Source organism: Flavobacterium sp. UBA7682, assembly GCF_002482945.1.
Lineage (GTDB): Bacteria > Bacteroidota > Bacteroidia > Flavobacteriales > Flavobacteriaceae > Flavobacterium.
Genome location: NZ_DLGY01000036.1, coordinates 45,372 through 70,711 on the forward strand (window position 1 = coordinate 45,372; position 25,340 = coordinate 70,711).

A 25,340-nucleotide genomic window follows, 5' to 3' on the forward strand; every position below is an offset into this window, starting at 1 on the left:
CAGAAAGGTTTATAATGATAAAGAGTCTGATTGTTGTAAAAAGGTTGGAATAGCTATTCATTATTTTTTCAGGTATAAAATTGATATTTTCACAAAAAAAACCAATCGCTTCTGATTTTCAACAAATTATTCATTACTTTTATAATTCCCCAACCTTGTTCTTTAATTTAAATTAATAACCAAAACCACCCATTTATGAAAAACAAGATGTTAAAAGGTATCTTTCTCAGTATGGTATCTATCCTTTTTTTTGCCTGTCAACCCAAAAAAGAAGAAGCCGTAGCTCTAGATAAAGAACAAATTAAAAATGAGATTCAGGCCATTGAAAACAAAATGGCAGAAATGTTCAACGATAGAACAGTCAAAGCCGAAGAATATTATGCAGAAGACGCTACTAGTTTTTCTCAAAACAAACCACCTTTAGTTGGTAAAAATGCTATTGAAAAATCAATTAAAGATGACCTTGAGAATTTCCCAAAAGGATATCAAATTGCCTTTGTAGTAAATGAAATTTTCCCTTCTTCTGACGGAATTCAAGTGGTAGAAGTAGGTCATTATAGAGTCTCTGATTCTACAAGCACAGCGCTTTACACCGGAAATTATTTAGCTGTTTTTGAGAAAAGAGATGGTAAATATGTTTGTATCCGAGACATGTCTGCTTCTGATAAAAATAAAAATGAAGAAGCCGAAAAATAATAACAATAGTCACATAAGTTATAAAGCACTTCAATCGAAGTGCTTTATTTTTTTAAACCTTAATTAAGAATAAATATAAAATACAGATTAGCAACATTTAAACTTTCCTGTATTATTAAAACTTTAGTACATTTGTTTCATAACTGCAAAAAAAGTAGTTCTCCGGATGCGTAAGTTATTTGCTATTGCTTTCTTATCTCTTTATATGTTTTCTTCGACTGAATGTTTTGAGTTGTTGAAACTACCGGCTTTGGTTGGGCACTTTTACCAACATCAAGAGGAAAATAAATCTATCACACTATGGTCGTTCCTATGCATGCACTATGCGCATGGCGATGTTAATGATACCGATCGAGATCAAGATATGAAGTTACCTTATAAAAGTGCTGATTGTAATAATGGTTTGGCATTTGTAATTATTATACCGGACAACAACTACGAATTTAACAGAATCAAATCTCCAAGAAAAAATAAAGCCGATAATAATTTTTATTTGAGTCGCTTTTATTCTTCTAATTATGGTTCCATATGGCAACCACCCAAAATAGCTTAATATTTTTTATACTCCTTTCGAGGATTACAAAGTATTGTATAAATATTAATTAAGTTATTTAAAAATCATGTTAAATAAAATCATTGCTTTTTCCGTGAGGAATAAGCTCGTCATTGGTTTATTTACCATAGCATTATTGCTATATGGTATTTATGAAACCACTAAATTACCAATAGATGCTGTTCCTGATATTACCAATAATCAAGTACAAGTCATCACCATTGCGCCTTCTTTTGGCGCTACCGATATCGAACGCTTAGTAACATTTCCAGTAGAACAAGCCAACAGTAATATTTCCGGTTTAAAAGAAATTCGGAGTTTTTCACGTTTCGGATTGTCATTAGTAACCATCGTTTTTGATGATGAAACCGATATTTACTGGGCACGTCAACAAGTCGCCGAACGATTGCAACAAGTGCAAACACAAATTCCCGCAGGTATAGGAACTCCGGAATTAGGGCCTGTTTCAACAGGTCTAGGAGAAATTTATCAGTACATGGTTCGCCCTGAAAAAGGATATGAAGAGCAATACGATGAAACCGAACTAAGAACCATACAAGATTGGATTGTTCGCAGACAACTATTAGGCGTAAAAGGAGTCGCTGAAGTAAGCAGTTTTGGTGGAAAATTGAAACAATTTGAAGTTGCCATTGAGTCCAATAAACTTCATGCTTATGGATTGACGGTTGACGATATCTTCGCCGCTTTAGAAAAAAACAACCAAAACACCGGTGGTGCTTATATTGAAAAAGGCGCTACTACTCTATTCATTCGCAGTGAAGGTTTGATAGGAAATGTTGAAGACATCGAAAATATAGCTGTAAAAGCAACACCTAGTGGAACACCTTTGTTTCTGAGAGATATTGCCAAAATCAACATCGGATATGCCACTAGATATGGTGCCATGTGTTACAACGATGAAGGCGAAGTTGCCGGCGCTATTGTTATGATGCTCAAAGGCGCTAACAGTAGTGAGGTTATTAAAAATGTAAAAGAACGCATTGAGCAAATCAAGAAAACACTACCCGAAGGCGTAACCATTGAACCTTTTCTAGACCGAACCAAAATGGTCAATAACGCCATTGGAACTGTAGAAAAAAACCTAATGGAAGGTGCGCTTATTGTCATTTTTGTTTTGGTGCTTTTCTTAGGGAATTTGAGAGCCGGATTAATTGTAGCTTCTGTCATTCCTTTAGCCATGTTATTTGCTATAATACTAATGAATACTTTTGGGGTAAGTGGTAATTTAATGAGTTTAGGTGCGCTCGATTTCGGACTGATAGTAGACGGCGCAGTCATCATTGTTGAAGCTGTAATGCACCAACTCACTCACAGTAAAAAGTTTAGTAACGTTGCCCGTTTAACACAAAACAAAATGGACAAAGAGGTTGAAAACTCTGCCGGAAAGATGATGAACAGTGCTGTTTTTGGCCAAATCATCATTCTGATTGTCTACTTACCTATTTTCACTTTGGAAGGCATCGAAGGAAAAATGTTTAAACCAATGGCACAAACCGTTGCCTTTGCTTTGTTGGGTGCTTTTTTACTTTCTTTGACTTACATTCCAATGATGAGTGCTTTGTTTTTGAGCAAAAAAATCAATCACCAACCCAATTTTTCTGACCGTATGATGTTTAAATTGGAACGCAAATACCAACATTGGTTACAAGTTGCTTTAAATTTCCAAAAAGTAATTATTGGAACTGTAATCGCCTTATTTGTTATTGCGTTGTTTGTATTAAGTTCTTTAGGAGGTGAATTTATACCGGCTTTAGAAGAAGGAGATTTCGCAGTTGACACCAGAGTTTTAACCGGAAGCAACTTAAATACCACTATCGAAAGTACCCAAAAAGCCGCTCATATACTAAAAACACGATTTCCCGAAGTCGAAAAAGTAGTAACTAAAATCGGAAGCGGTGAAGTGCCAACCGATCCCATGCCGATGGAAGCCAGTGATATGATGGTTATTCTGAAAGACAAATCGGAATGGACTTCTGCCGAAACTTTTGATGAATTAGCAGAAAAAATGGGCAAAGCACTAGAAGATGTTCCCGGTATTACTGCAGGATTTCAGTATCCGGTACAAATGCGTTTCAATGAATTAATGACCGGAGCAAGACAAGATGTTGTTTGTAAAATTTTTGGTGAAAATTTAGATACCTTAGCCCTTTATGCCGAAAAATTAGGTAAGATTGTAAATACGGTAGATGGTGCCGAAGACCTTTTTGTTGAACCCGTAACCGGTATGCCTCAAGTGATTATCGACTACAATCGTACCGTAATTGCACAATACCATCTTAATATCGCTGACATCAATCGCATTGTAAATACTGCTTTTGCAGGACAAAGTACCGGATTGGTTTTTGAAGGCGAAAAGCGATTTGAATTGGTAGTGCGCTTGGATAGTGAGAAACGTAAAAACTTAGAAGACGTCAGAAATCTTTTGATTCCAACACCTCAAGGAACTCAAATTCCACTTTCGCAATTGGCAAATGTTTCTATTAAAAACGGACCTAACCAAATACAACGCGAAGATGCGAAAAGACGCATTGTTGTTGGTTTTAATGTCAACGGTCGAGATGTAGAAAGTATTGTCAACGAATTAAAAGGCAAAGTGGAAAATGAAATCCAACTTCCTGCGGGATATTACACAACCTATGGTGGCGCATTTGAAAATTTAAATCAGGCTAAAGACCGATTAATGATTGCGGTACCTATTTCATTGCTGTTGATATTTATCTTATTGTTTTTTGCTTTCAAATCTGTAAAACACGGTTTATTAATTTATTCTGCTATTCCGCTTTCTGCTATTGGAGGCATTTTCTTTTTGGCCTTAAGAGGCATGCCTTTTAGCATTAGTGCCGGAATAGGATTTATTGCACTCTTTGGCGTGGCCGTTTTGAATGGTATCGTACTTATATCAGAGTTCAATCGACTCAAATCAGAAGGTATGGATGACTTAAATCGTATTGTATTAATGGGAACCAAAGTGCGTTTGCGTCCTGTACTAATGACTGCTTTTGTCGCTTCTTTAGGATTTCTCCCTATGGCTATCAGCAGTGGTTCAGGAGCTGAAGTACAAAGACCATTAGCTACTGTAGTGATTGGCGGATTGATGATTGCCACATTACTGACCTTATTTGTATTACCAATACTTTATGTAACTTTTGAAAAAGGATTTAAAATGAAAATATTTAATAAAACAACGCTTTTACTGCTACTTTTGTCTTTCTGTATTCTGCCTGCAAAAGCCCAAACCCAAATAACGCTCGAAGAAGCTCTCAAAACAGCTTTAGAAAACAATCAATCAGTAAAAATTGAACGTTTAAAATCAGATTACCAACAGAAATTAATCCGTTCAGCGACTAATTTACCCACAACCAATGTCAATTCAGAGTTTGGTCAAATTAACAGCAGTTATAATGATACTCGGTTTGGTATTTCACAATCATTTGATTTTCCGATGGTCTACAACAGACAGAAAAAGGTTTTGACTTCCGAATGGAAAAAGGCTTCCGCCCTGGTTTTGCTAAAAGAAGCAGCCTTAAAAAAAGAAATAACCCAAAACTTTTATGCTATTTTATCTTTGACAGAAAAAGAAAAGCTGCTACAAAAAAGTGATACTTTACTAACGGAATTTCTCAGAAAATCGGCTATACGTTTGCAAAAAGGGGAAAGCAATATCTTGGAAAAAACTACAGCCGAAACTCAATTAGGTCAATTAAAAATGCAATTACTTCAATTGCAACAAGACAAAGAATTACTGCAAAGTAAATTCCAATTGCTGTTAAACTCTGAAAACAAGGTAACCCCGAAGGCTAGTTCGTTTAAAATAGAGCACCTCAACGGTTTGTCGGAATCTACAATAGACCAACATCCTATGTTGCAAACTTTGGAACAACAAAAAGAAACAGCAGTTGCTCAAACACAATTAGAAAAAGCTCGAAAGTTTCCGATACTTACTTTGGGTTACAACAATATGTCGATAACCGGTAACGGTGCAGATAATGTTTTGTATGATAATTCCACCCGATTCCATTCGGCACAAATCGGCCTAGGCATTCCGCTTTTAGGCGGTTCACAAAATGCCAAAGTCAGAGCAGCCAAAGTTCAGGAACAAATAGTGGAAGAAGAATACCTAAGAGAGAAAAACTCCTTAAAACTGCAACTACAAAACACCCAATTACAGCTCGAAAAGAATATTGAAAAATTAGACTATTTCGAGAAAATAGGGTTGCCAAATGCTTTATTAATTACCGAAACCGCAAACCGACAATTTCTTGGTGGCGATATTAATTATCTGGATTGGGTTTTATTGGTCAATCAAGCGCTGATGGTCAACAACAGCTACATTGAGTCAGTCAACACGTACAATGAAAGTATTATTGAATTGAATTATCTTACTTCAAAAAATTAAACATGAAAACAAAAATCATTATAGTAGTTTTAGCCATACTGGGTATGAGTTGCAACTCCAAAAAAGATGAAAGCGAAACCACTGGTAAAGAGGTTTCCGAAAAAATAGTTACGCTAACAGATTCACAACTTAAAAATGCGGGGATAGTTAGCGAACCAATGCAAAAAAGAACCATTTCGGCCACAATTAATGTGAATGGTGTCATTGATGTGCCACCACAGAATCTGGTTTCTGTGAGCATGCCTTTGGGAGGTTATCTGAAAAATACCAAATTACTTCCGGGTATGTACGTCAAAAAAAATGAAGTTATTGCCGTGATGGAAGATCAGCAATACATTCAGTTGCAACAAGAATATTTAACGGCACAATCTAAACTATTTTTTGCCGAAAAAGAATACGAACGCCAAAGAGATTTAAACCGAGATAAAGCCAGTAGTGATAAAGTGTTTCAAATGGCTGATGCAGAATACAAAAACCTCAGAATCACAGTCAACGCCTTAGCCGAGAAACTAAAATTAATTCACATTAACCCAAAATCACTTTCTGAAAAAACTATTTCTAAAAGTGTCAATATCTATTCTCCAATAAATGGATTTGTCTCAAAAGTCAATGTAAATATTGGTAAGTATGTTAATGCTTCGGATATACTATTCGAACTCATTAATCCTGATGACATTCATTTAAACTTAAAAGTATTTGAAAAAGACATTAACGGACTTTATATTGGACAAAAATTGGTCGCTTATTCTAACAGTCAGCCGGATAAAAAATACAATTGCGAAATTATTTTAATCAGTAAAGACATTTCATCTATTGAACATAGTGCAGAAGTTCATTGTCATTTTCAGCAATACGACAAAACCCTTTTGCCGGGAATGTATATGAATGCTGTAATTGAACTAAAACGAGAAGCGGTGCTTACTTTACCCGAAAAAGCTATAGTGACTTTTGAAGGAAAAGAGTATGCTTTTGTTCAATTGGATAATCATAAATTTGAAATGATAGCTGTAAAAGTGGGAAACAGTGAAAATAGTTTCACCGAAATTCTCAACAGTGAAGTCTTAAATACCAAAAACATTGCTGTCAAAGGCGCATACACCTTGTTGATGCAATTAAAAAACAAATCGGAAGAATAAACATTTAGGTTTGAAATAACAAAAAAGCACTTCAATCGGAGTGCTTTTTTTATCTTTACCAAAAACAAATTCATGTCCAAACTTCCTCATATCGGCACGAGTATTTTCACTGTAATGTCACAGATGGCAACAGAACACCAAGCTATTAATCTGTCTCAAGGCTTTCCTAATTTTCCCATTGATGAACGACTAATCGCTATTCTTTCTAAACTTGCCAAAGAAAATATTCATCAGTATACGTCCATGAGTGGTTTGCCTTCGCTTTTGGATAAAATAGCAGTGCTCACCCAACAATCGTATGGTAGAACGGTGTCTGCCAAAGAAGAAATACTAATCACAGCCGGCGCAACAGAAGGCATTTTTGCAACAATTCAAGCATTAGTCAAAGCCAATGAAGAAGTGATTATTCTCGACCCGAGTTATGACTGCTACGAAGCGCCGATTTTATTAAGCAATGCCAAACCAATAAGGGTTTCGCTCAACATTGACTTTACTCCTAATTGGGAATTGATTTCGGCTGCAGCTAATGAAAAAAACAAACTCATCATCATCAACAATCCGCACAATCCAACGGGAAAAATGTGGACAGAAAATGATTTTGTTCAATTGGAAAAATTAGTTGAAGCTTACCCTAATCTCTTAGTGCTTTCAGACGAAGTTTATGAATACATCACTTTTGAGGAACCCCATATTTCGGTACACCATCGACCAAAATTGTGGCATCGGAGTATTTCTGTTTCGTCATTCGGGAAGTCATTTCACATCACCGGTTGGAAAATCGGGTACGTCATTGCACCGGAAAACATTATGAAAGAGATTAAAAAAGTGCATCAGTTTTTGGTTTTCAGTGTGAGCAGCATTGCCCAACATGTACTAAACGACTATATCGATTTGGTTGACGTGAAAGCTCTGGGACAGTTTTACCAACAGAAGAGAGATTTATTCAGAAACTTGATTAAAGAAACCAAACTCGAATTGTTGCCTTGCGAAGGGACTTACTTTCAAGTGGCTTCCTATGCCAATATTTCAGATGAAAATGATTTAAATTTCACTAAAAGATTGGTCACCGAATTTGGCGTGGCCACAATTCCTATCTCTACTTTTTATGCTAATGGCAATGACCATCAATGCATACGATTTTGCTTTGCCAAAGATGATGAAACCCTTGAAAAAGCAGCTGAACGTTTGATAAAATTATAGTTGTTTACTATATGTCAACCTCATTTTAAATAAGTAAACTCAAAAAAATCTATTTTTGGGATATGAATTTATGGAAATCTTTTTTGTTTTTGCTCACAATTGGCTTTGTTGGTGTTGGTTATACCCAAACGGCTCCGAACAAGTTGCTGCAAAAAGGTTGGGCTGAACTCGTCAAAGACAACGAAACCGAAGCCTTCAAACATTTTTGGGAAGCCAATGAAAAAGCCACAAAAGAAAAAAACACCAAAGACAAAGCCGATGCACTATTCTATTTGGGCATTTGCTCCTATGGTTCCAGTTTGGAAAAAGGACTTCAATTTGCCACACAATCCTTAGACCAATACAAAAAATTAGAGAAGACCAATGGCGAAGACGCGAAAATAGGTCGATACAAATGTCTGCAACTCATCAGCACAATTTATAGTCGCCAAAAAAAGTATGAAGATGCCAAACGACTGAGTATGGAAGTCGTTTCCGAACTCCAAGATAAAAAAGACAGCACCGGAACTTTAGGCTTAGCATATAACAGTTTGGGCGGTTTGTTTGAATTAGAAAACGATGCTGAAACTTCCGAGAAATATTTTAAATTGGCTTTAGCCGAATTCGAAAAGTTGAATAATGTCGCCTATTTACCGACGACTTATTTGAAATTCGGAGAATTAGCCAAGCAAAAAAATCAAAAGGAAAGCAGTTTAAATTACTTCAAAAAAGCACTCGAATTAGCGGAAAAGACTGAGAACAAACAAGCTCAAGTTTACGCACTGATTGCGCTTGGGAAATGGCATTTAAACTTTGAAAACAACTTTATCGTAGCCGAAAATTATTTTGGTAAAGCCAGAATCATCGCCATTCCGTTGACAGACAAACTATTCGAAATCAAAACCATAGAAGGTTTAATTGAATTAAAAAAGAAGCAAAACGATTTTCAAAAAGTGAGTCAATTGCAAGAAGAAGTGATTCAAATTAAAGACAGCTTTTATTCTTTCGAAAGAGAACAAATTGTAAAAAGTCTCGAAGTACAGTTTGAAGTTTCGGAAAAAAACAGAAAGCTCGAATTGATTTCCAAAGAGCAAGAAGTTTCAAAATTGACCAACTATCTTTTGATTACTTTATTGGTATTGTTAATTTTAATTTTTACGATTTTGTATTTCTTCCTCAAAAGAATCAACAAACGTGACAAACAATTACTCAAAACCAAAGAAGAATTGGTTTCCTTGATGGAAGAGCAAAAAAGCTTAAAAGAGCAACAATTCCAAAACGACATCGAACACAAAGAAAGTCAGCTAAGCGCCGTAACTATCCAAATGATTGAGAAGAATGAGATTTTGGATGAAATCAAAAACATCATCAACAAAAAAACACCGAATTCGGAAAATGAACTCAAGAAACTAGTTAGTAAATACACTATTCAAGACAACAACTGGCGCGACTTTGACAACTATTTTGAAAGTGTGAATAAAAACTTCTACACACGTTTAAAACAAAAATATCCGGATATCAGTTCGAATGATTTAAAAATTTGTGCCTTAATCAAACTGAATCTTTCCATCAAAGAAATGGCTTCCATTCTCAATATTTCTCCCGACAGCGTAAAAACAGCGCGTCACCGTTTGAGAAAAAAACTCCAATTAACGACTGAGGAAAACCTAACCGATTTCATTCTCAGCGTATAAAACCATTTAAATTCAACAATTTACACCACTGTTTACCTTTTGTAAACCCGAAAAATTAAACAGAGAAAAACAAGCTTTATAATTTTGACTAAATCAAAAATTAAAAAGCTATGAAACATTTTTTTACCAAAAGTATTATCTCTTTGTCACTGCTGACAGCCTTAATTAACCCCGAGAAAAGTTTAGGGCAAACCCCAACATTGCAGTTTGCCAAATCAATGGAAACCCAACATGAGCATGGTGTTTGGTCGCGTTCTACGGTTACCGACAGCAACGGAAACATTTACATTACCGGTTTGTACCACGGAACTGTGGATTTTGATACCAGTACAACCGGTAGTTTCCCGTTGGTTTACCAAGGCGGAACGGTCAACGTTACCGATGGCGAAGCCGATGTTTATGTGGCCAAATACAATTCTGCCGGAGAATTTCTTTGGGCCAAAAACCTCATTGAACCCACTTTTGCTAATATGAACGAAGAACGCGGTTCGGCAATGATTGTTGACGAAAACAACAATCTTTACATAACCGGTTTTACCAGTACAAGAGGTTTTTTTGTCTCGAAATGGAACAGCGATGGGATTGAAATTTGGACGAAATATTTCGATGATGTGGAAGAAAATTTTGTTTCCACCTTTGCTTTGAAAAAATTAAATAATTCCATTATTGTTTCCGGACTTTTTGCCGGCACAATGGATTTTAATCCTTCAGTGTCACAAACACAAGAATTGACCGCCTTTAATAATGATGGTTTTCTTTTATCACTTTCTGATGCAGGTAATTTTGAATGGGTAAAACAATTCAGATGCAATGGAGTTGTATTGCTTAGCGGATTGGAAGTTGATGACGCTAATAACATTTTTCTGAGTGGCATCTTTTTAGGAACCGTCGATTTGAATCCGAGCCCAACGTCCAGTACTTTTATCACCTCACAATCCGTTTCATTTGGTGCTATTAGTTCAGGTTTTCTGGCAAAATTTAACAGCAGTGGAGAACTTATTTGGAACAGACATATCAACGGTACAAATACCACCGACGCTTTTATGACTTTTATCAAAAAAGACAGCAATAACAACATTATTATGACTGGTTCTTACAAAGGAAATGCAACGTTTTTACCCACTGCAACTTCATTGGACACGAACGGGTTTTACAGTTCTTATTTGGCCAAATACAATACTAACGGCGATTTACTTTGGACCAAACAATTCGGTACACCAACAACAACGCAAACTACATTCTTTCCGTCTTCATTTTCTGCCAATGTCATTGTAGACCATTGCGACAATATTTATGTCTCGGGTGAATTTCAAGGCAATTGTGATTTCAATCCAGCTGCTGAAGAAAAAGTATTAAGCACTTTAAACAATACCATCGATGCTTTTGTTGCTTCTTATTCTTCTTCAGGCGAACATTTATGGTCAATGGATATTGGCAAATTCGGCAATGTGGTTTTTGTGGATTTTAATGGCTATTTGCCTATTGCATTAGACCAAAATAATGATTTGGTCATTACCGGAAGTTTCAGAGGTCAACTCGATTTTGATCCTTCAACTTCCAGTGAATTTCTTTTGAATTCCAATAACAACGGAATACCCAATAACGCCGGTTTGTTTATCGCCAAATATGAAAATCCGCTGACTTGTCAATTGAACAATGAATCTTTTGAAGAGTTCAATTTTGAACTTTACCCTAATCCGTCGAATGGTTTAGTTACAATTTCAACAAAAGAGTTTGATCAAAATACCCATTTAACTGTATTTGATATCAGCGGCAAAAAAGTATTTTCAGGTAGTATAGAGAATGAAGTTACCACTTTAAATCTTGGGAATCTTGGAAGCGGTATTTATATTCTCAAACTAACTTCAGCCAATAAATCATCCAATAAAAAATTGATTATAAAATAATTAACACCTTCAAAACCATGAAAATGTTTTAATGATGTTTACCTATTGTCTACCTAAATTTTGAGCGAATTTGAAATCTTATCTGTACTTTTGATTTTAAGAAATTGCTATGAAAAAATTTCTGTGAATTAAAACCATATCACATGAAACAGAATTATCTTTTTTTAAGTTTCGCTTTATTACTCACATCTGCTATGAATGCTCAAGTGGTCAATGGGAATTTTGAAAACGTAAAGCCAAATCTTTTACCCAGCAATTGGGGAATGAATTTTACGCAACCGGTTACGATTAACATCCCAAATGGGGAATCAACTTCTGATCAAATTCTATTCAACACAAACGTTCCTTCAATGGTTTATGCTTCAACGGATGCGCTTAACGGACAATTTTCGATGGAAATATCGAATGCTTATAACGCAACGCAAAACGAAGTAATTCCCGGAAGCGCGACTATTTTCAGCGATGCAACTCAGGATTTTCCGGGTTGGAATGCCGGCATTCCGATTGATCAAGGTGCTCAAGTTTACATGATTGGCTTCTATTACAAATTTTTACCTAAAGGCGATGACGTGGCTGAAGCCAAAATAGAAGTTTTTGATGTCGATGGAGAATTAATTGGTCAAGCTGAAGTAGATATTATGGGAACCAATAGCCAATTTGCCTATATCTACATGCCGATTAATTTTACTTCAAATGCGGTAAAAAGTTCAATGAATATCACATTTTCAATGGCAAAATCAGGTTCTACGCCAACATTTGGCAGTCGATTATTGGTAGACAATGTGGTAACTAATTTTGCAGCTTTAGGGTTGGATGACAATTCAATTACAAATGAATTTAGCTTGTATCCGACTTTGGCAGACAATGAATTAAACATCATTCCGGGTCATTTGCAAAGTGATTTAATTGACTATAAAATTGTAAATATACAAGGCAAAGTGGTTAAGCAAAATACCACTACAGAAAACTCTGGCTATGTCTATACAATGGATGTAAGCCAATTAAACTCTGGGATGTACTTTTTACAAGTCAATTCAAAAACAGGCAGTATCACTAAAAAATTCATCAAAAAATAAAACGTCTAAGTTAACATGCAAATTGTGTAAACCGGATTGGAATTAATCACTTCAATCCGGTTTATTTTGTTTCTGAAGTCTAAGTTTATATATTTACACTCGAGCCCGTAGGGCGAACTGAACGTAGTTAAAAAAATAAAACTTTATGGATTTTTCAGCAAAAATGCTTCGCGATAATGCCTTGGCAGACAAAGTAATTGTAGTAACCGGTGGCGGAAGTGGCTTAGGTAAAGCCATGACCAAATACTTCTTGGAATTAGGAGCCAAAGTCGCCATCACTTCCAGAGATATCGAAAAATTAAAAAACACTGCAACCGAATTAGAAGCGGAAACCGGCTCCAACTGTTTGCCACTACAATGTGATGTGCGCCATTATGATCAAGTTGAAGCAATGCTGGCTGAAGTCTTAAAAAACTTCGGTAAAGTCGATATTTTATTGAACAATGCAGCTGGAAACTTCATCTCACCAACGGAAAGATTATCGGCCAATGCTTTTGATACGATTATCGATATCGTTTTAAAAGGTTCTAAAAACTGTACGCTGGCTTTTGGAAAACATTGGATTAACGCCAAACAAACCAACTGCAATGTCTTAAATATTGTCACCACTTACGCTTGGACAGGTTCAGGTTATGTAGTACCAAGTGCTACTGCCAAAGCCGGTGTTTTAGCCATGACTCGCAGTTTGGCAGTAGAATGGGCAAAATATGGAATCCGAATGAACGCGATTGCTCCCGGGCCATTTCCAACCAAAGGTGCTTGGGACAGATTGTTACCGGGCGATTTAGCCGAAAAGTTTGATATGGCCAAAAAAGTGCCGTTAAAAAGAGTTGGTGACCATCAAGAACTAGCCAATCTCGCGGCTTATCTGGTTTCCGATTTCTCCGCTTACATCAATGGAGAAGTAGTGACTATCGATGGTGGCGAATGGCTGCAAGGCGCAGGACAATTCAATATCCTAGAAAAAATTCCTCAGGAAATGTGGGATATGCTGGAAGCTATGATTAAAAATAAAGGAAACAAATAAAAGTGTTCAGTGTTCAGTAATTAGTGTTCAGTAAAATAAGTATCAAAAAGCTTATAAATCAGTAAAACTCGTTTAATCAGACAACTGAATACTAATAACTGAACACTGAACACTAGTCTCAAAACTTTACCGAAATGTTAACAAATAAGCCTTGACAAACCCATAATTAATCGTATTTTTACGGCTCAAAATCTATCATATATAAATGGGTAAAATCATTGCAATTGCCAACCAAAAAGGTGGTGTCGGGAAAACAACAACTTCTGTTAATCTTGCTGCATCATTGGGCGTATTAGAAAAAAAAGTGTTATTAATTGATGCTGATCCTCAAGCGAATGCGAGTTCAGGTTTGGGTATTGATGTTGAAAGTATTGAAATTGGTACTTACCAAATTTTAGAACACAGTAACACTCCGGCAGAAGCAACAATTTCTTGCTCAGCACCTAACGTTTGGGTTATTCCGGCGCACATTGACTTGGTGGCCATCGAAATCGAATTGGTTGACAAAGAAAACCGTGAATATATGCTGAAACAAGCTTTGGAAAGCATAAAAGACCAATACGATTACATCTTGATTGATTGCGCGCCATCATTAGGATTATTGACTTTAAATGCCTTAACCGCGGCCGATAGTGTCGTAATTCCGATTCAGTGTGAATACTTTGCTTTGGAAGGCTTAGGAAAATTGCTGAATACTATCAAAAGCGTACAAAAAATACACAATCCTAATTTAGATATTGAAGGCCTTTTACTGACTATGTATGATTCGCGTTTGCGTTTGTCAAACCAAGTCGTGGAAGAAGTTCAAAAACATTTCAACGATATGGTATTCAAAACCATTATTCAACGCAATGTAAAATTGAGTGAAGCGCCAAGTTTTGGAGAAAGCATCATTAACTTTGATGCCACGAGCAGAGGTGCGACAAACTACTTAAGTTTGGCACAAGAAATTATCAAGAAAAACAGCAATTAAGCCATGGCAAAAGCGATAAAGAAACAAGCCTTGGGAAGAGGATTATCTGCCCTATTAAAAGATCCTGAAAATGATATCAAATCGGTAAATGATAAAAATGCTGATAAAGTGGTTGGAAACATTATCGAATTGGATATTGAATCGATTGAGATTAATCCGTTTCAGCCGAGAACTAATTTCAACGAGGAATCTTTACAGGAATTAGCGTCTTCTATTAAGGAATTAGGGCTTATCCAACCAATAACCGTTCGTAAATTAGATTTCAATAAATACCAATTGATTTCAGGAGAACGCCGTTTGCGCGCTTCTAAATTGGTCGGATTAACCACCGTTCCTGCTTACATCCGAATCGCCAATGACAATGAGTCGTTGATTATGGCTTTGGTGGAAAATATCCAGCGTCATGATTTAGACCCAATTGAGATTGCCCTTTCGTACCAAAGATTAATTGATGAAATCCAATTGACACAAGAACAAATGAGCGAGCGCGTTGGTAAAAAACGTTCAACTATCGCTAACTACCTAAGATTATTAAAGTTAGACCCGATTATCCAAACAGGAATTCGAGATGGCTTTATCAGCATGGGACATGGACGTGCGATTATCAATATCGAAAACCAAGACATACAATCCGATATTTACCAAAAAATTGTCAGCCAAAATCTATCGGTTCGTGAAACGGAAGCTTTGGTAAAAAACTACCAAGACAGTTTAAAACCAACTTCGGCTAAAGCCAAAAAAGGAGAAAGTTTTGCCATCGCAGAAGACCAAAAAAAGGCTTTCACCAATTTCTTTGGCACCAAAATCGACGTAAAAATAGCCGGAAACGGTAAAGGAAAAATCACTATTCCTTTTCACTCTGAAGAAGATTTTAACCGCATTATCAAATTAATCAAAGGTTAGTGAATAAGCTACAGTACATAATTGTTCTTTTCTTTCTGTTTGGAAATCAAAGCCTTTTTTCACAAGAAGTGATCAATGGTTTAGTAGTAACCGATACTACTAAAATGAAAGAAATTGATCCGCTTACTCCTGCTAAAGCTGCTTTTTATTCTGCTATTTTACCGGGCTTAGGTCAAGCTTACAATAAAAAATACTGGAAAATACCCATCGTTTACGGTGCTATCGGAACGAGTATGTATTTCTACCTTGACAACAACAAAAAATACCACAGTTATCGTGACGCTTATAAAAGAAGATTAGCCGGATTTACCGGTGACCAATATTCTTATTTAGACGATTCGCGTTTGGTACAAGCGCAACGCTTTTACCAACGAAACAGAGACTTGTCGCTGATGGTAACCATTGGGTTTTATATTTTAAATATTGTTGATGCCAATGTCGATGCCCACTTAATCCAATTTAATGTCAACGACAAACTTTCGGTCGCTCCTGATGTTTACCAAAATGATTTTACGGCTAAACCCAATGTTGGTCTAACATTAAATTATAAATTCTAATGAAAATTGCACTTCTGGGATACGGAAAAATGGGTAAAGTGATTGAAAGAATCGCTTTAGAAAGAGGACACGAAATTGTTCTGAAAAAGGACGAATCCAATACGTATGAAGGCATTGAAAAAGCCGATGTTGCTATCGATTTCAGTGTACCGATGGTAGCTGTTGAAAATATTTCTACCGCTATCAATCAAGGAATTCCGGTGGTTTGCGGCACAACGGGTTGGTTAGAACAATATGACGAAGTAGTGGAATTATGCCAAGAAAAAAATGGTGCATTTTTATATGGTTCTAATTTTAGCTTAGGTGTCAATTTATTCTTTGAACTGAATGATTATTTGGCCAAAATGATGGCAAGATTTTCTTCGGTTTACAAAGTGTCGATGGAAGAAATTCACCACACTCAAAAACTGGATTCTCCAAGCGGAACAGCTATTTCCTTAGCCAAAGGCGTAATCGAAAATTCAAACTACACTTCTTGGACCGAAGAAACAGCAACCGAAAATCAGATTCATATCGATGCCAAAAGAATTGAAAATGTACCAGGAACACACAGTGTTTACTACAGTTCTGACGTTGACTTTATCGAAATCAAACACGTAGCACACAATCGCGAAGGCTTTGCATTAGGTGCTGTTTTGGCAGCCGAATGGATTGTTGGAAAAAACGGCGTGTTTTCTATGAAAGACGTACTCGATTTAAAATAGTAAAATTGTAACAAAAGCTCAGTTTGATAAACTTATAGCGAATAAACTTTTAAACCCAACATTATGTCAACATATCAATGGTTAGTGTTTTTCTTGATTGTTCAAGTGATCCATGGTTTAGGTACTTGGAAATTATACGAAAAAGCAGGAAGAAAAAAATGGGAAGCTTTTGTGCCGGTTTACAATGCGATTGTTTTGATGAAAATCATTGGTCGCCCAACTTTATGGACACTACTCCTATTCGTTCCAATCATCAATTTGATTATGTTTCCGGTGGTTTGGGTAGAAACTTTAAGAAGCTTTGGCCGAAAATCAACCGCTGACACTTGGTTAGGGATTTTCACTTTTGGACTTTATATTTATTATATCAATTACACACAAGACGTTACCTATATCGCCGACAGAAGTTTAGTCGCTTCAACCAAAACCGGAGATACCATAAGTTCCATTCTTTTTGCGGTTGTAGTAGCGACTTTAGTGCATACTTATGTAATGCAACCATTTACGATTCCAACCTCTTCCTTGGAAAAATCATTGTTAATTGGAGATTTTCTATTTGTAAGCAAGTTTCATTACGGTGCCAGAACACCAATGACCACTATAGGCGCACCAATGGTTCACGATACATTGCCCATCATCAAAACAAAATCTTATTTGAGTTGGCCACAATTGCCTTACTTCAGATTTCCCGGTTTTGAAAAAATCGAGAAAAATGACATTGTTGTTTTCAACTGGCCGGCAGATACCGTTTACAAATTTTTTGACACTTCAGGAAGAAGTATCATAAAGCCGATTGACAAAAAATCAAACTATGTAAAACGTTGTCAAGGAACTCCTGGTGACAATCTTGAAATTAAAAATGGTGTGGTACATATCAACGGAAAAGAATTGATTTTACCCGAAAGAGCGAAGCCGCAACATGCCTATTACATGACGTATGATGCCAATGTGCCTATCGATTTTGATTATATTTTAAAAGAAGTTGGCGCTACTGATGGCGCCGGATTTATAAACCAAACCACAAGAGATACTATTTTCATCAAAGCATTAACGAATGAAGGAGCAGCTGCTTTGAAGCAAATCAGTGGAATCAAATCAGTAACCAAGGTTATTAATAAGAATGTCGAAGCAAATATTTTTAGCCGAAACCCGAATTGGAATTCCGATAATATGGGACCAATTTATATTCCTGAAGCCGGAAAAACGATTACTTTAACCAAAGAAAATCTATCGCAATACAAGAGATTAATCACGGTTTATGAAAAACATGATTTAAAAATAGTGGGTGACGATATTTACATTGATGATCAAAAAGTAACCACTTACACTTTCGCTCAAAATTACTATTGGATGATGGGAGACAACCGAAACAACTCTGAAGATAGCCGTTATTGGGGATTTGTACCTGAAGACCATGTCGTTGGAAAACCGGTATTTATTTGGATGAGTTGGGATACCAATGGTAGCGGTTTAAACAAAATTCGTTGGGACAGAATGTTCACCACCGTAAGTGGCGAAGGCCAGCCTCAATCTTACTTAAAATACTTCTTAGGCTTAGTCGTTTTGTATGTTTTAGGTGATTATTTTTGGAAAAGAAGAAAAAACGCAAAAGCTTAATTATTATAGGTTGTAAGTTGTAGGTTATAAGTTTAAAAAACATACAACTTACAACATAGAACTTACAACAAAAAAATGAACAACATCCTCATCCATCCGAACTATTTTCCTTCCATCAGTCATTTTGTTGCGATGGCTCAATGTGATTTGGTTACTTTTGAAATGGATGACAATTTTCAAAAACAAACTAACCGCAACCGAATGTACATTTACAGTCCGAATGGTATTCAGTTGCTCAATATTCCTATAAAACATTCTAAAGAAGCGCATCAAAAGACCAAAGACATCAAGTTGGAAACCGCTTTTGATTGGCAAAAACAGCATTTTAAATCGCTCGATGCGGCTTATCGAAGTTCTCCATTCTTTGAGTATTTTGAAGATGACATTCGTCCGATATTTGAAAAAAAGCACGAGTTCTTAATGGACTTAAATCTTGAGACAATGTCGATTGTGTCCAAATGTCTCGGACTCGAATTTGACTACAACGAAACCACCGAATATTTCCACGAAGTAACCGATAAAGTTGATTTACGACATTTGGTCAATGGGAAAAAGGATAATTCTCAATTTGAACCTTTTACTCAAGTTTTCGGAGAAAAACATGGTTATTTGAACAACTTAAGCATCTTGGATTTATTGTTCAATGAAGGCCGATATGCTTTGGATTATTTGAAGAAGCAACAACTGTAATTACTTCACAAAAGAAAGTCTGCTCATCACCGGAAAGTGATCGGAATTCTCAAATTTGGAGAAACTTTTAAAACTCTTTACTTTCATCTTTTTATTGGCAAAAATGTAGTCTATTCGTGCCGGATAATATTTGAATTTATACGTCTGTCCAAAGCCATTTCCGGCTTCTTCAAAACAATCATTCAAATCACCTTTTATATTTCGGTAGATATAAGAAAACGCACTATTGTTCATATCGCCACAGATGATTACAGGATATTTACATTCTTTTTTGTGGTTGACTAAAATGGCTGCTTGCTGTTCTTGTTTTTTAAACGCCTCTCTAATTCTACCAAAAACTTGTTGCGATTTGTTTTGGTCAATCGCCTCAACATGCTCCTGAATTTCATTCACATCCGGAGATATTTTTATCGATTGCAAATGGATATTATACACGCGAATCGTATCTTTTCCCTTTTTAATATCAGCATAAATGATGTTATTTCCGGCTTCCGGTATTTTAAAATCGCCTTTGTTAAAAATAGGAAATTTGGAAAAAATAGCTTGCCCGGTTTTGATTTGCTTTCCTTCCATAAAAACGGCTTTGTATTTGTAAATTCTTAAATCCACTTTGGCATTTTCTGAATATTCTTGTATGCAAAGAATATCAGGGTTTTGCTCGTTGATAAAAGACAAAATGGTGTCACCGATATGATCATTCGGAAGCCAATCAAACAAGTTAAACAAGCGTACATTGTAACTCATAACCGTAAAATCTTTTTCTTCTTCGGGTAAGTCATTGGAAGAAAACTTATAGAACTTATTGATAAAAGTAATACCTAGTAATAAAACCAATCCTGAAAGCATCACTTGCCTTTTTAACTGAAGTAACCAATAAATAAAAAACAAGGCGTTTAAGATCAGAAACAACGGTAAAATCAAGGTCAAAACCGAAAGTAGTGGAAACAACTTAGGCGCCAAAAAAGGCAATACATAGGCAATAAAGGTCAATACAGTGACGACTATATTGAATCCGAAAATCACTTTGTTAAACCACGATAATTTCTTCATTTACAATTATTTCCCTGCTTTGAAAAGGAATTCTTTTTCTTCACTGGTTAGGCTGTCATAACCCGATTGACTGATCTTATCTAAAATCTCATCAATTTGTTGCTGGGTTTTGTCTTTGGCAACAATTTTACTCTCTTTTTTAACTGTAGGTTTTTTGGGGTTTACGTGCACTTTTTTGAATGGTGTGGATTTCTTTGGGCTAAACAAATGAGTAAAAAAATCAATTACTACACTCACCATCCGGATTAAATCGGTTCCGTTTTGCAATAACTTGATGTAAATATAACCAAAAAATGCTCCGCTCAAATGCGCTATATGTCCACCGGTATTATTCATTTGAATTTGGAGTAAATCCAATAACAGCAATACGCCTGTAATGTGCCAAAGTTTGACATTACCAATCAACAACAATCTTAATTCCATTAGTGGCTGATAGGTCGTTGTAGCTACCAATAAAGCCATGATTGCTGCCGAAGCGCCAACCATCAATGAAGAATGACCAAGCAAATAAAAACTTAAAACATAAACCAATCCGGCAAAAACTGAGCCTAAAAGATACAAGCCAAGATATTGTTTTTGTGTAAAAAAGGTTAGAAATAATCGGCTGGAAAAATGCAAAACCATCATATTGAAAAACAAATGCAAAAATCCGTCATGAAAAAAAGCATAAGTCACTAAAGTCCATGGCTTGTATACAATAGCCAAAGGCTCCGAAGAAACCGCTAACCAATCCGGATAAGCAAAAACACCGGTCTTAAATTGGTAAAACAACGGAATAGACAACAAAAAAACACCCACATTCCAATAAACCATTTTATTGGCAATGCCACCTATTTTGTACTGCAATTTTATGTCTTCAATGATGCTCATAATTTAATTCCAACGATTTTTATTAAATGAACTTTTCTTCCAATACCACATCATGAGAAATCCGGTTAAAGCACCGCCTAAATGCGCAAAGTGAGCAATTCCCGTTCCGCCACTGCCAAAAATAGAACTGCCTTTAAATCCTAAAAATAAATCAACTGCCAATAATCCCGGCACAAAATATTTGGCCTTGATAGGAATTGGAACAAACATCAGTGCCAATTCAGCATTGGGAAACATAAAAGCAAAAGCGGTTAATAACCCATAAATCGCTCCGGAAGCACCAACAGCCGGAACCAAATAACTTGACATCATGCTGTTAAAATCACTTAACGGAATTATATTTTCCCAATTGGTATCATATTTTCCTTCCGCTAAAATCTTTAAAATATCAGCTTGGTTTTGACCGTTTTCAACTAATAAATTTACACCATGGTGAAAAGTATAATAATTCATTCCCATGTATAATAATGAAGCACCTATTCCACAGGAAATATAAAAGAACAAGAACTTTTTTGAACCCCAAAAATGTTCCAAGGCACTTCCAAAAGAATACAAGGCAAACATATTGAACAGAATATGCATAAAGTTAGGCATCTTCGCATGCATAAACATACTGGTCAATGGCTGCCAATATCTAAAACTTGGACTTTCAGGATAATACAAAGAAAACAATTGGTAAGCTACATCGCCCACATAATTGGAGCCAATGTAAAATATAACATTAATAATCAGTAACTGCTTTACAGTATCGGTCATTCGCATCATAAGCTGAATTTTTTATCTAAATCTTCCACACTCATCGTGATGAAAGTTGGTTTTTGAAACGGTGACACATTCGGTTCTTTGCAAGCAAAAAGATTGTGCACCAAATTTTCTTGTTCTTTTTCGGTTAAATACGTTCCGGTTTTAATGGCCAAACTTCTTGCCATCGACTTGGCAATCGTGTCATTTTGAGAAAAACTATTGTCCGGAATACCGTCTTGTAAATCACTCAATAACTCTTCCAAAACGATAGAAATTTCGCTTTCAGTCACATTGACAGGCAAACCTGAAATGAGTACATTGTCATCTTCAATAGCTTCAAAAACAAAACCGGTATTTTCGAGTGATGTTTTTAGTTCGGCCAACAATGCTACTTCGTCTGAAGAATAAAACAACTGCAATGGAAATAACAATTGCTGACTAGAAGCTTGTTTCACGGTCATACTGGTTAAGAATTCTTCGTATAAAACACGTTCGTGAGCACGCTTCTGATTTATAATTACCATACCCGATTTGATTGGGCTGACAATGTATTTTTTATGAATTTGATACGTGCGTTTGACCTCTTGTTCTATCTCATTTTCTTCAAATAAAGAGGAAGTTACAGCCTCATTTTCAAAAGTCATTTCGGCAATCTCTTGTCCGGCTTGCTTTAAACCAACGTATAAACTTTCCCAACTCGGCTGCGCTTCGGGCTTTTTATAATTTGAAGAAGAAGCAAAAGATTTACTTGGTTGTTTGTCTTCTGAAAATGGATTATAACTCCTATCAACTTGAATCGTAGGATATTCGGCTTCTTTATTTTGGTATTGATAAGGTGTGTCTAAATTGGGGTCGCGGTCGAAATCCAATACCGGAGCGACATTAAATTGCCCTAAACTGTGTTTGATGGCCGAGCGCAAAATAGCATACAACGCATGTTCATCGTCAAACTTAATTTCGGTTTTGGTCGGATGAATATTGATATCAATCGTATGCGGCGGAACATCTAAGTATAAAAAATAACTTGGTTGTGCGCCATCTTTCAGCAAACCTTCATACGCCGCCATGACAGCATGGTGCAAATAACCGCTTTTGATAAATCGATTGTTGACAAAAAAGAATTGCTCTCCTCTATTTTTTTTAGAGAATTCGGGCTTTCCTATAAATCCTTGCAGGTTTACAATCTCGGTGTCTTCTTTTACCGGAACTAATTTCTCATTGGTTTTACCCGAAAAAATATTGACGATGCGTTGTCTGAAATTCGATATCGGCAAGTTAAACATTTCACTGCCGTTGTGGTACATTGTAAAATGAATATTCGGATGCGCCATCGCGACGCGTTGGAATTCATCAACAATATGGCGTTGTTCAACGGTTTCCGATTTTAAAAAATTACGGCGTGCCGGAATATTAAAAAATAAATTTTTGACCGCAAACGAAGTACCTTTAGGCAAAACTGCCGGTTCTTGAGAAACAAATTTGCTGCCTTCAATAATTATGTGAATACCTAATTCTTCTTGCTCTTGTTTGGTTTTCATTTCCACATGCGCAATCGCCGCAATAGAAGCCAAAGCTTCACCGCGAAAACCTTTAGTATGCAAAGAAAATAAATCTTCCGCTTGACGGATTTTAGAAGTCGCATGCCGTTCAAAACACAAACGCGAATCGGTTACGCTCATTCCTAAACCATTATCAATAACTTGAACCAATGATTTTCCGGCATCTTTAATGATAAGTTTGATATCGGTGGCTTTCGCATCAACAGCATTCTCCAATAGCTCTTTCACTACCGAAGCCGGTCTTTGCACCACTTCGCCGGCAGCAATTTGATTGGCAACGTGATCAGGAAGTAATTGAATTATACTTGACATTCTTTTTTAAGTATTCAGTGTTTTATTATGGCTTCAGTATTTGGGTAACCGAAGCAAGCAAATTTAAGGAAAAAGTATTGGGATTTATAGTTAATACTTCCCTAAAAATAAAAAACCTATTCACAAAGGAATAGGTTCATATTATATATTCAAAAGGAATAAAATCAAATTGTTTTTCTTCTCAAATCAGCCATTTTAATTGCCGCGATTGCTGCTTCAGTTCCTTTGTTACCATGAATACCGCCGCTTCGATCGATAGATTGCTGTTCGTTGTTATCGGTTAATAAACAAAAGATAACCGGAACATCCGTTTGCACGTTCAAATCTTTGATGCCTTGGGTTACGCCTTCGCAGACAAATTCGAAATGCATCGTTTCGCCCTTAATCACACAACCAATCGTAATCACCACATCTACTTCTTGAGTAACAATCATGCGTTGCGCTCCGTAAACCAATTCGAAACTTCCGGGAACATTCCAACGGAAAATATTTTCGGGTAACGCACCACAGTCTAACAAAGCTGCTTCAGCTCCGTTATACAGACCATTTGTAATATGATCGTTCCATTCTGAAACAACAATCCCAAACCGAAAGTCTTTCGCGTTTGGGATTGTGTTTTTATCGTAATTGGATAAGTTTTTGTTTGCCGTAGCCATATTTAGGATTGTTCAGTCATCAGCTATTAGTGTTCAGCAATATTAACTGCCAACTAAACACTGAATACTGATCACTATATTAATTTGCTAATCCAATCAAAGCATCAATTTGTTGTCCTTCCGGCGACATATCGAAGTTCTCTTTGATTTCGGTGAAATATTTTAATGCTTCTGCTTTATTTCCTAAAGCTAAAGCTGTCTTTCCTGCTTTTAATAGAAATCTAGGTCTTGTAAAATCATTAGTGCTGTTAACGTCTGCCGCTTTTACATAAAACTCTAGAGCTTCCTTTTGTTTGTTTTGTTGTGCATAAGCATCACCAATAGCGCCTTTAGACAAAGCACTCAAAGTAACATCTTTTGTAGAGAATTTTTCTAAACTTGTTACCGCTTCTGCATATTTACCTGTGTTCAGGTAAGCAATACCGGCATAATAGTTAGCCAAATTACCGGCAGCAGTTCCTGAATATTCTTCAGCGATTTTTAAGACTCCAAATTTACCTTCAGAACCGTTTAATACTAAATTGAACAATGAATCCGCTTTTACATCACCGTCAACTGCTTTTTGGAAGTTTTGTTGCGCAACGAATAACTGATCCGCAGCATCTTGTTGGTTTGGCTCAGCAATAAATTTTTCATAAGCAAAATAACCAACAACCGCCAATACTACAGCAACAAGAAAACCTAAAATAACTTTTTGATTTTTTGCAATAAAATCTTCTGCTCTCGAAGCTGATTCATCTAAAGTATCAAATGCTTTTGCGGTTGTACTGTCTTTGACATCAACATTCACATCTTCAATAAAATTATTGTCTAATTTCTCTTCTTTTTCTTTTGGTGATCTATATCCTCTTTTGTTAAAAGTTGCCATCTATTTTTAATTTAGTGTGCGCAAAAATAAAATTTTTATTCAAACCGACACAAAAAAAATTGATTTAATATTTAATACTGATGAAATTATTTTTTTTTATCAAAGGTTCTTTCTTTTCAAAGACAAAATATCACTTAAAGAAAAAATTTAAA

General features: G+C 36.1%; 21 protein-coding genes. 15 read left to right on the forward strand and 6 right to left on the reverse strand.

The genetic code is table 11. The features are described 5' to 3' along the window. Nucleotides 1-195: 195 nt before the first annotated feature. From B3C16_RS10215 to B3C16_RS10285, 15 genes are all read left to right on the forward strand, one after another. Nucleotides 196-696, forward strand: a complete 501-nt coding sequence (locus tag B3C16_RS10215; protein WP_121313253.1) for a YybH family protein — start codon at nucleotides 196-198, stop codon at nucleotides 694-696. Between the two features lie 166 nt (nucleotides 697-862). Beyond that, nucleotides 863-1,249, forward strand: a complete 387-nt coding sequence (locus tag B3C16_RS10220; RefSeq protein ID WP_147406833.1) for a hypothetical protein — start codon at nucleotides 863-865, stop codon at nucleotides 1,247-1,249. Nucleotides 1,250-1,316: 67 nt separating this feature from the next. Beyond that, a complete protein-coding gene (locus B3C16_RS10225) occupies nucleotides 1,317-5,666 on the forward strand; it encodes a CusA/CzcA family heavy metal efflux RND transporter (RefSeq protein ID WP_291131379.1) in 4,350 nt (1,449 codons plus the stop codon). Between the two features lie 2 nt (nucleotides 5,667-5,668). Then, complete coding sequence (locus B3C16_RS10230; protein WP_291131381.1) at nucleotides 5,669-6,802, forward strand: efflux RND transporter periplasmic adaptor subunit; 1,134 nt, start codon at nucleotides 5,669-5,671, stop codon at nucleotides 6,800-6,802. Nucleotides 6,803-6,874: 72 nt separating this feature from the next. Further along, nucleotides 6,875-8,002: a methionine aminotransferase gene (locus B3C16_RS10235; protein WP_291131383.1), complete on the forward strand. Its 1,128-nt coding sequence runs from the start codon at nucleotides 6,875-6,877 to the stop codon at nucleotides 8,000-8,002. Between the two features lie 62 nt (nucleotides 8,003-8,064). Continuing rightward, nucleotides 8,065-9,675, forward strand: a complete 1,611-nt coding sequence (locus B3C16_RS10240) for a transcriptional regulator (RefSeq protein ID WP_291131385.1) — start codon at nucleotides 8,065-8,067, stop codon at nucleotides 9,673-9,675. 110 nt (nucleotides 9,676-9,785) lie between these two features. After that, nucleotides 9,786-11,582, forward strand: a complete 1,797-nt coding sequence (locus B3C16_RS10245; protein WP_291131387.1) for a T9SS type A sorting domain-containing protein — start codon at nucleotides 9,786-9,788, stop codon at nucleotides 11,580-11,582. A 143-nt stretch (nucleotides 11,583-11,725) separates the two neighbouring features. Beyond that, nucleotides 11,726-12,658 carry a T9SS type A sorting domain-containing protein gene (locus B3C16_RS10250; protein ID WP_291131389.1) on the forward strand — a complete coding sequence of 311 codons (933 nt, stop codon included), beginning with the start codon at nucleotides 11,726-11,728 and terminating at the stop codon, nucleotides 12,656-12,658. 145 nt (nucleotides 12,659-12,803) lie between these two features. Further along, entirely contained in the window at nucleotides 12,804-13,685 is an 882-nt protein-coding gene (locus B3C16_RS10255) for an SDR family oxidoreductase (RefSeq protein ID WP_291131391.1), read from the forward strand. 205 nt (nucleotides 13,686-13,890) lie between these two features. Beyond that, on the forward strand, nucleotides 13,891-14,658 hold the full coding sequence (locus B3C16_RS10260; protein WP_121313235.1) for a ParA family protein: 768 nt from the start codon (nucleotides 13,891-13,893) through the stop codon (nucleotides 14,656-14,658). A 3-nt stretch (nucleotides 14,659-14,661) separates the two neighbouring features. Continuing rightward, nucleotides 14,662-15,561 (forward strand): ParB/RepB/Spo0J family partition protein, encoded by a 900-nt coding sequence (locus B3C16_RS10265; RefSeq protein ID WP_291131395.1) that lies wholly within the window; start codon nucleotides 14,662-14,664, stop codon nucleotides 15,559-15,561. Beyond that, the gene (locus B3C16_RS10270) at nucleotides 15,561-16,118 is read left to right on the forward strand and encodes a DUF5683 domain-containing protein (RefSeq protein WP_121313231.1); all 558 of its coding nucleotides are present in this window, start codon (nucleotides 15,561-15,563) and stop codon (nucleotides 16,116-16,118) included. Before B3C16_RS10265 ends, B3C16_RS10270 begins: the two co-directional genes overlap by 1 nt. Further along, nucleotides 16,118-16,822 carry a 4-hydroxy-tetrahydrodipicolinate reductase gene (gene dapB, locus B3C16_RS10275; protein ID WP_291131398.1) on the forward strand — a complete coding sequence of 235 codons (705 nt, stop codon included), beginning with the start codon at nucleotides 16,118-16,120 and terminating at the stop codon, nucleotides 16,820-16,822. The genes B3C16_RS10270 and dapB overlap by 1 nt, the downstream gene beginning before the upstream one ends. A gap of 63 nt (nucleotides 16,823-16,885) precedes the next feature. After that, nucleotides 16,886-18,439, forward strand: coding sequence for a signal peptidase I (lepB, locus tag B3C16_RS10280; RefSeq protein WP_291131400.1), 1,554 nt, complete (start codon nucleotides 16,886-16,888; stop codon nucleotides 18,437-18,439). 75 nt (nucleotides 18,440-18,514) lie between these two features. Next, entirely contained in the window at nucleotides 18,515-19,129 is a 615-nt protein-coding gene (locus B3C16_RS10285) for a WbqC family protein (RefSeq protein WP_291131402.1), read from the forward strand. On the opposite strand, the gene B3C16_RS10290 is transcribed toward B3C16_RS10285, so the two are convergent. The 6 genes from B3C16_RS10290 to B3C16_RS10315 all read right to left on the reverse strand — a co-directional run bounded on the left by B3C16_RS10290 (nucleotide 19,130) and on the right by B3C16_RS10315 (nucleotide 25,188). Further along, entirely contained in the window at nucleotides 19,130-20,179 is a 1,050-nt protein-coding gene (locus B3C16_RS10290; protein WP_291131404.1) for an endonuclease/exonuclease/phosphatase family protein, read from the reverse strand. A gap of 6 nt (nucleotides 20,180-20,185) precedes the next feature. Beyond that, nucleotides 20,186-21,049 (reverse strand): rhomboid family intramembrane serine protease, encoded by an 864-nt coding sequence (locus tag B3C16_RS10295; RefSeq protein ID WP_291131406.1) that lies wholly within the window; start codon nucleotides 21,047-21,049, stop codon nucleotides 20,186-20,188. Nucleotides 21,050-21,052: 3 nt separating this feature from the next. Then, nucleotides 21,053-21,814: a rhomboid family intramembrane serine protease gene (locus tag B3C16_RS10300; protein ID WP_291131408.1), complete on the reverse strand. Its 762-nt coding sequence runs from the start codon at nucleotides 21,812-21,814 to the stop codon at nucleotides 21,053-21,055. Beyond that, entirely contained in the window at nucleotides 21,811-23,664 is a 1,854-nt protein-coding gene (gene mutL / locus B3C16_RS10305; protein WP_291131409.1) for a DNA mismatch repair endonuclease MutL, read from the reverse strand. Before mutL ends, B3C16_RS10300 begins: the two co-directional genes overlap by 4 nt. 164 nt (nucleotides 23,665-23,828) lie before the next feature. Then, a complete protein-coding gene (ribH, locus tag B3C16_RS10310) occupies nucleotides 23,829-24,320 on the reverse strand; it encodes a 6,7-dimethyl-8-ribityllumazine synthase (protein ID WP_291131411.1) in 492 nt (163 codons plus the stop codon). A gap of 79 nt (nucleotides 24,321-24,399) precedes the next feature. Then, on the reverse strand, nucleotides 24,400-25,188 hold the full coding sequence (locus B3C16_RS10315) for a tetratricopeptide repeat protein (RefSeq protein ID WP_121313214.1): 789 nt from the start codon (nucleotides 25,186-25,188) through the stop codon (nucleotides 24,400-24,402). Nucleotides 25,189-25,340 lie beyond the last annotated feature (152 nt).

Bases quoted from the DNA above. Each gene is read 5' to 3' on its own strand.
- B3C16_RS10215 (WP_121313253.1), top strand. From the start codon at position 196: ATGAAAAACAAGATGTTAAAAGGTATCTTTCTCAGTATGGTATCTATC.
- B3C16_RS10220 (WP_147406833.1), top strand. From the start codon at position 863: ATGCGTAAGTTATTTGCTATTGCTTTCTTATCTCTTTATATGTTTTCT.
- B3C16_RS10225 (WP_291131379.1), top strand. From the start codon at position 1,317: ATGTTAAATAAAATCATTGCTTTTTCCGTGAGGAATAAGCTCGTCATT.
- B3C16_RS10230 (WP_291131381.1), top strand. From the start codon at position 5,669: ATGAAAACAAAAATCATTATAGTAGTTTTAGCCATACTGGGTATGAGT.
- B3C16_RS10235 (WP_291131383.1), top strand. From the start codon at position 6,875: ATGTCCAAACTTCCTCATATCGGCACGAGTATTTTCACTGTAATGTCA.
- B3C16_RS10240 (WP_291131385.1), top strand. From the start codon at position 8,065: ATGAATTTATGGAAATCTTTTTTGTTTTTGCTCACAATTGGCTTTGTT.
- B3C16_RS10245 (WP_291131387.1), top strand. From the start codon at position 9,786: ATGAAACATTTTTTTACCAAAAGTATTATCTCTTTGTCACTGCTGACA.
- B3C16_RS10250 (WP_291131389.1), top strand. From the start codon at position 11,726: ATGAAACAGAATTATCTTTTTTTAAGTTTCGCTTTATTACTCACATCT.
- B3C16_RS10255 (WP_291131391.1), top strand. From the start codon at position 12,804: ATGGATTTTTCAGCAAAAATGCTTCGCGATAATGCCTTGGCAGACAAA.
- B3C16_RS10260 (WP_121313235.1), top strand. From the start codon at position 13,891: ATGGGTAAAATCATTGCAATTGCCAACCAAAAAGGTGGTGTCGGGAAA.
- B3C16_RS10265 (WP_291131395.1), top strand. From the start codon at position 14,662: ATGGCAAAAGCGATAAAGAAACAAGCCTTGGGAAGAGGATTATCTGCC.
- dapB (WP_291131398.1), top strand. From the start codon at position 16,118: ATGAAAATTGCACTTCTGGGATACGGAAAAATGGGTAAAGTGATTGAA.
- lepB (WP_291131400.1), top strand. From the start codon at position 16,886: ATGTCAACATATCAATGGTTAGTGTTTTTCTTGATTGTTCAAGTGATC.
- B3C16_RS10285 (WP_291131402.1), top strand. From the start codon at position 18,515: ATGAACAACATCCTCATCCATCCGAACTATTTTCCTTCCATCAGTCAT.
- B3C16_RS10290 (WP_291131404.1), bottom strand. From the start codon at position 20,179: ATGAAGAAATTATCGTGGTTTAACAAAGTGATTTTCGGATTCAATATA.
- B3C16_RS10295 (WP_291131406.1), bottom strand. From the start codon at position 21,049: ATGAGCATCATTGAAGACATAAAATTGCAGTACAAAATAGGTGGCATT.
- B3C16_RS10300 (WP_291131408.1), bottom strand. From the start codon at position 21,814: ATGATGCGAATGACCGATACTGTAAAGCAGTTACTGATTATTAATGTT.
- mutL (WP_291131409.1), bottom strand. From the start codon at position 23,664: ATGTCAAGTATAATTCAATTACTTCCTGATCACGTTGCCAATCAAATT.
- ribH (WP_291131411.1), bottom strand. From the start codon at position 24,320: ATGGCTACGGCAAACAAAAACTTATCCAATTACGATAAAAACACAATC.
- B3C16_RS10315 (WP_121313214.1), bottom strand. From the start codon at position 25,188: ATGGCAACTTTTAACAAAAGAGGATATAGATCACCAAAAGAAAAAGAA.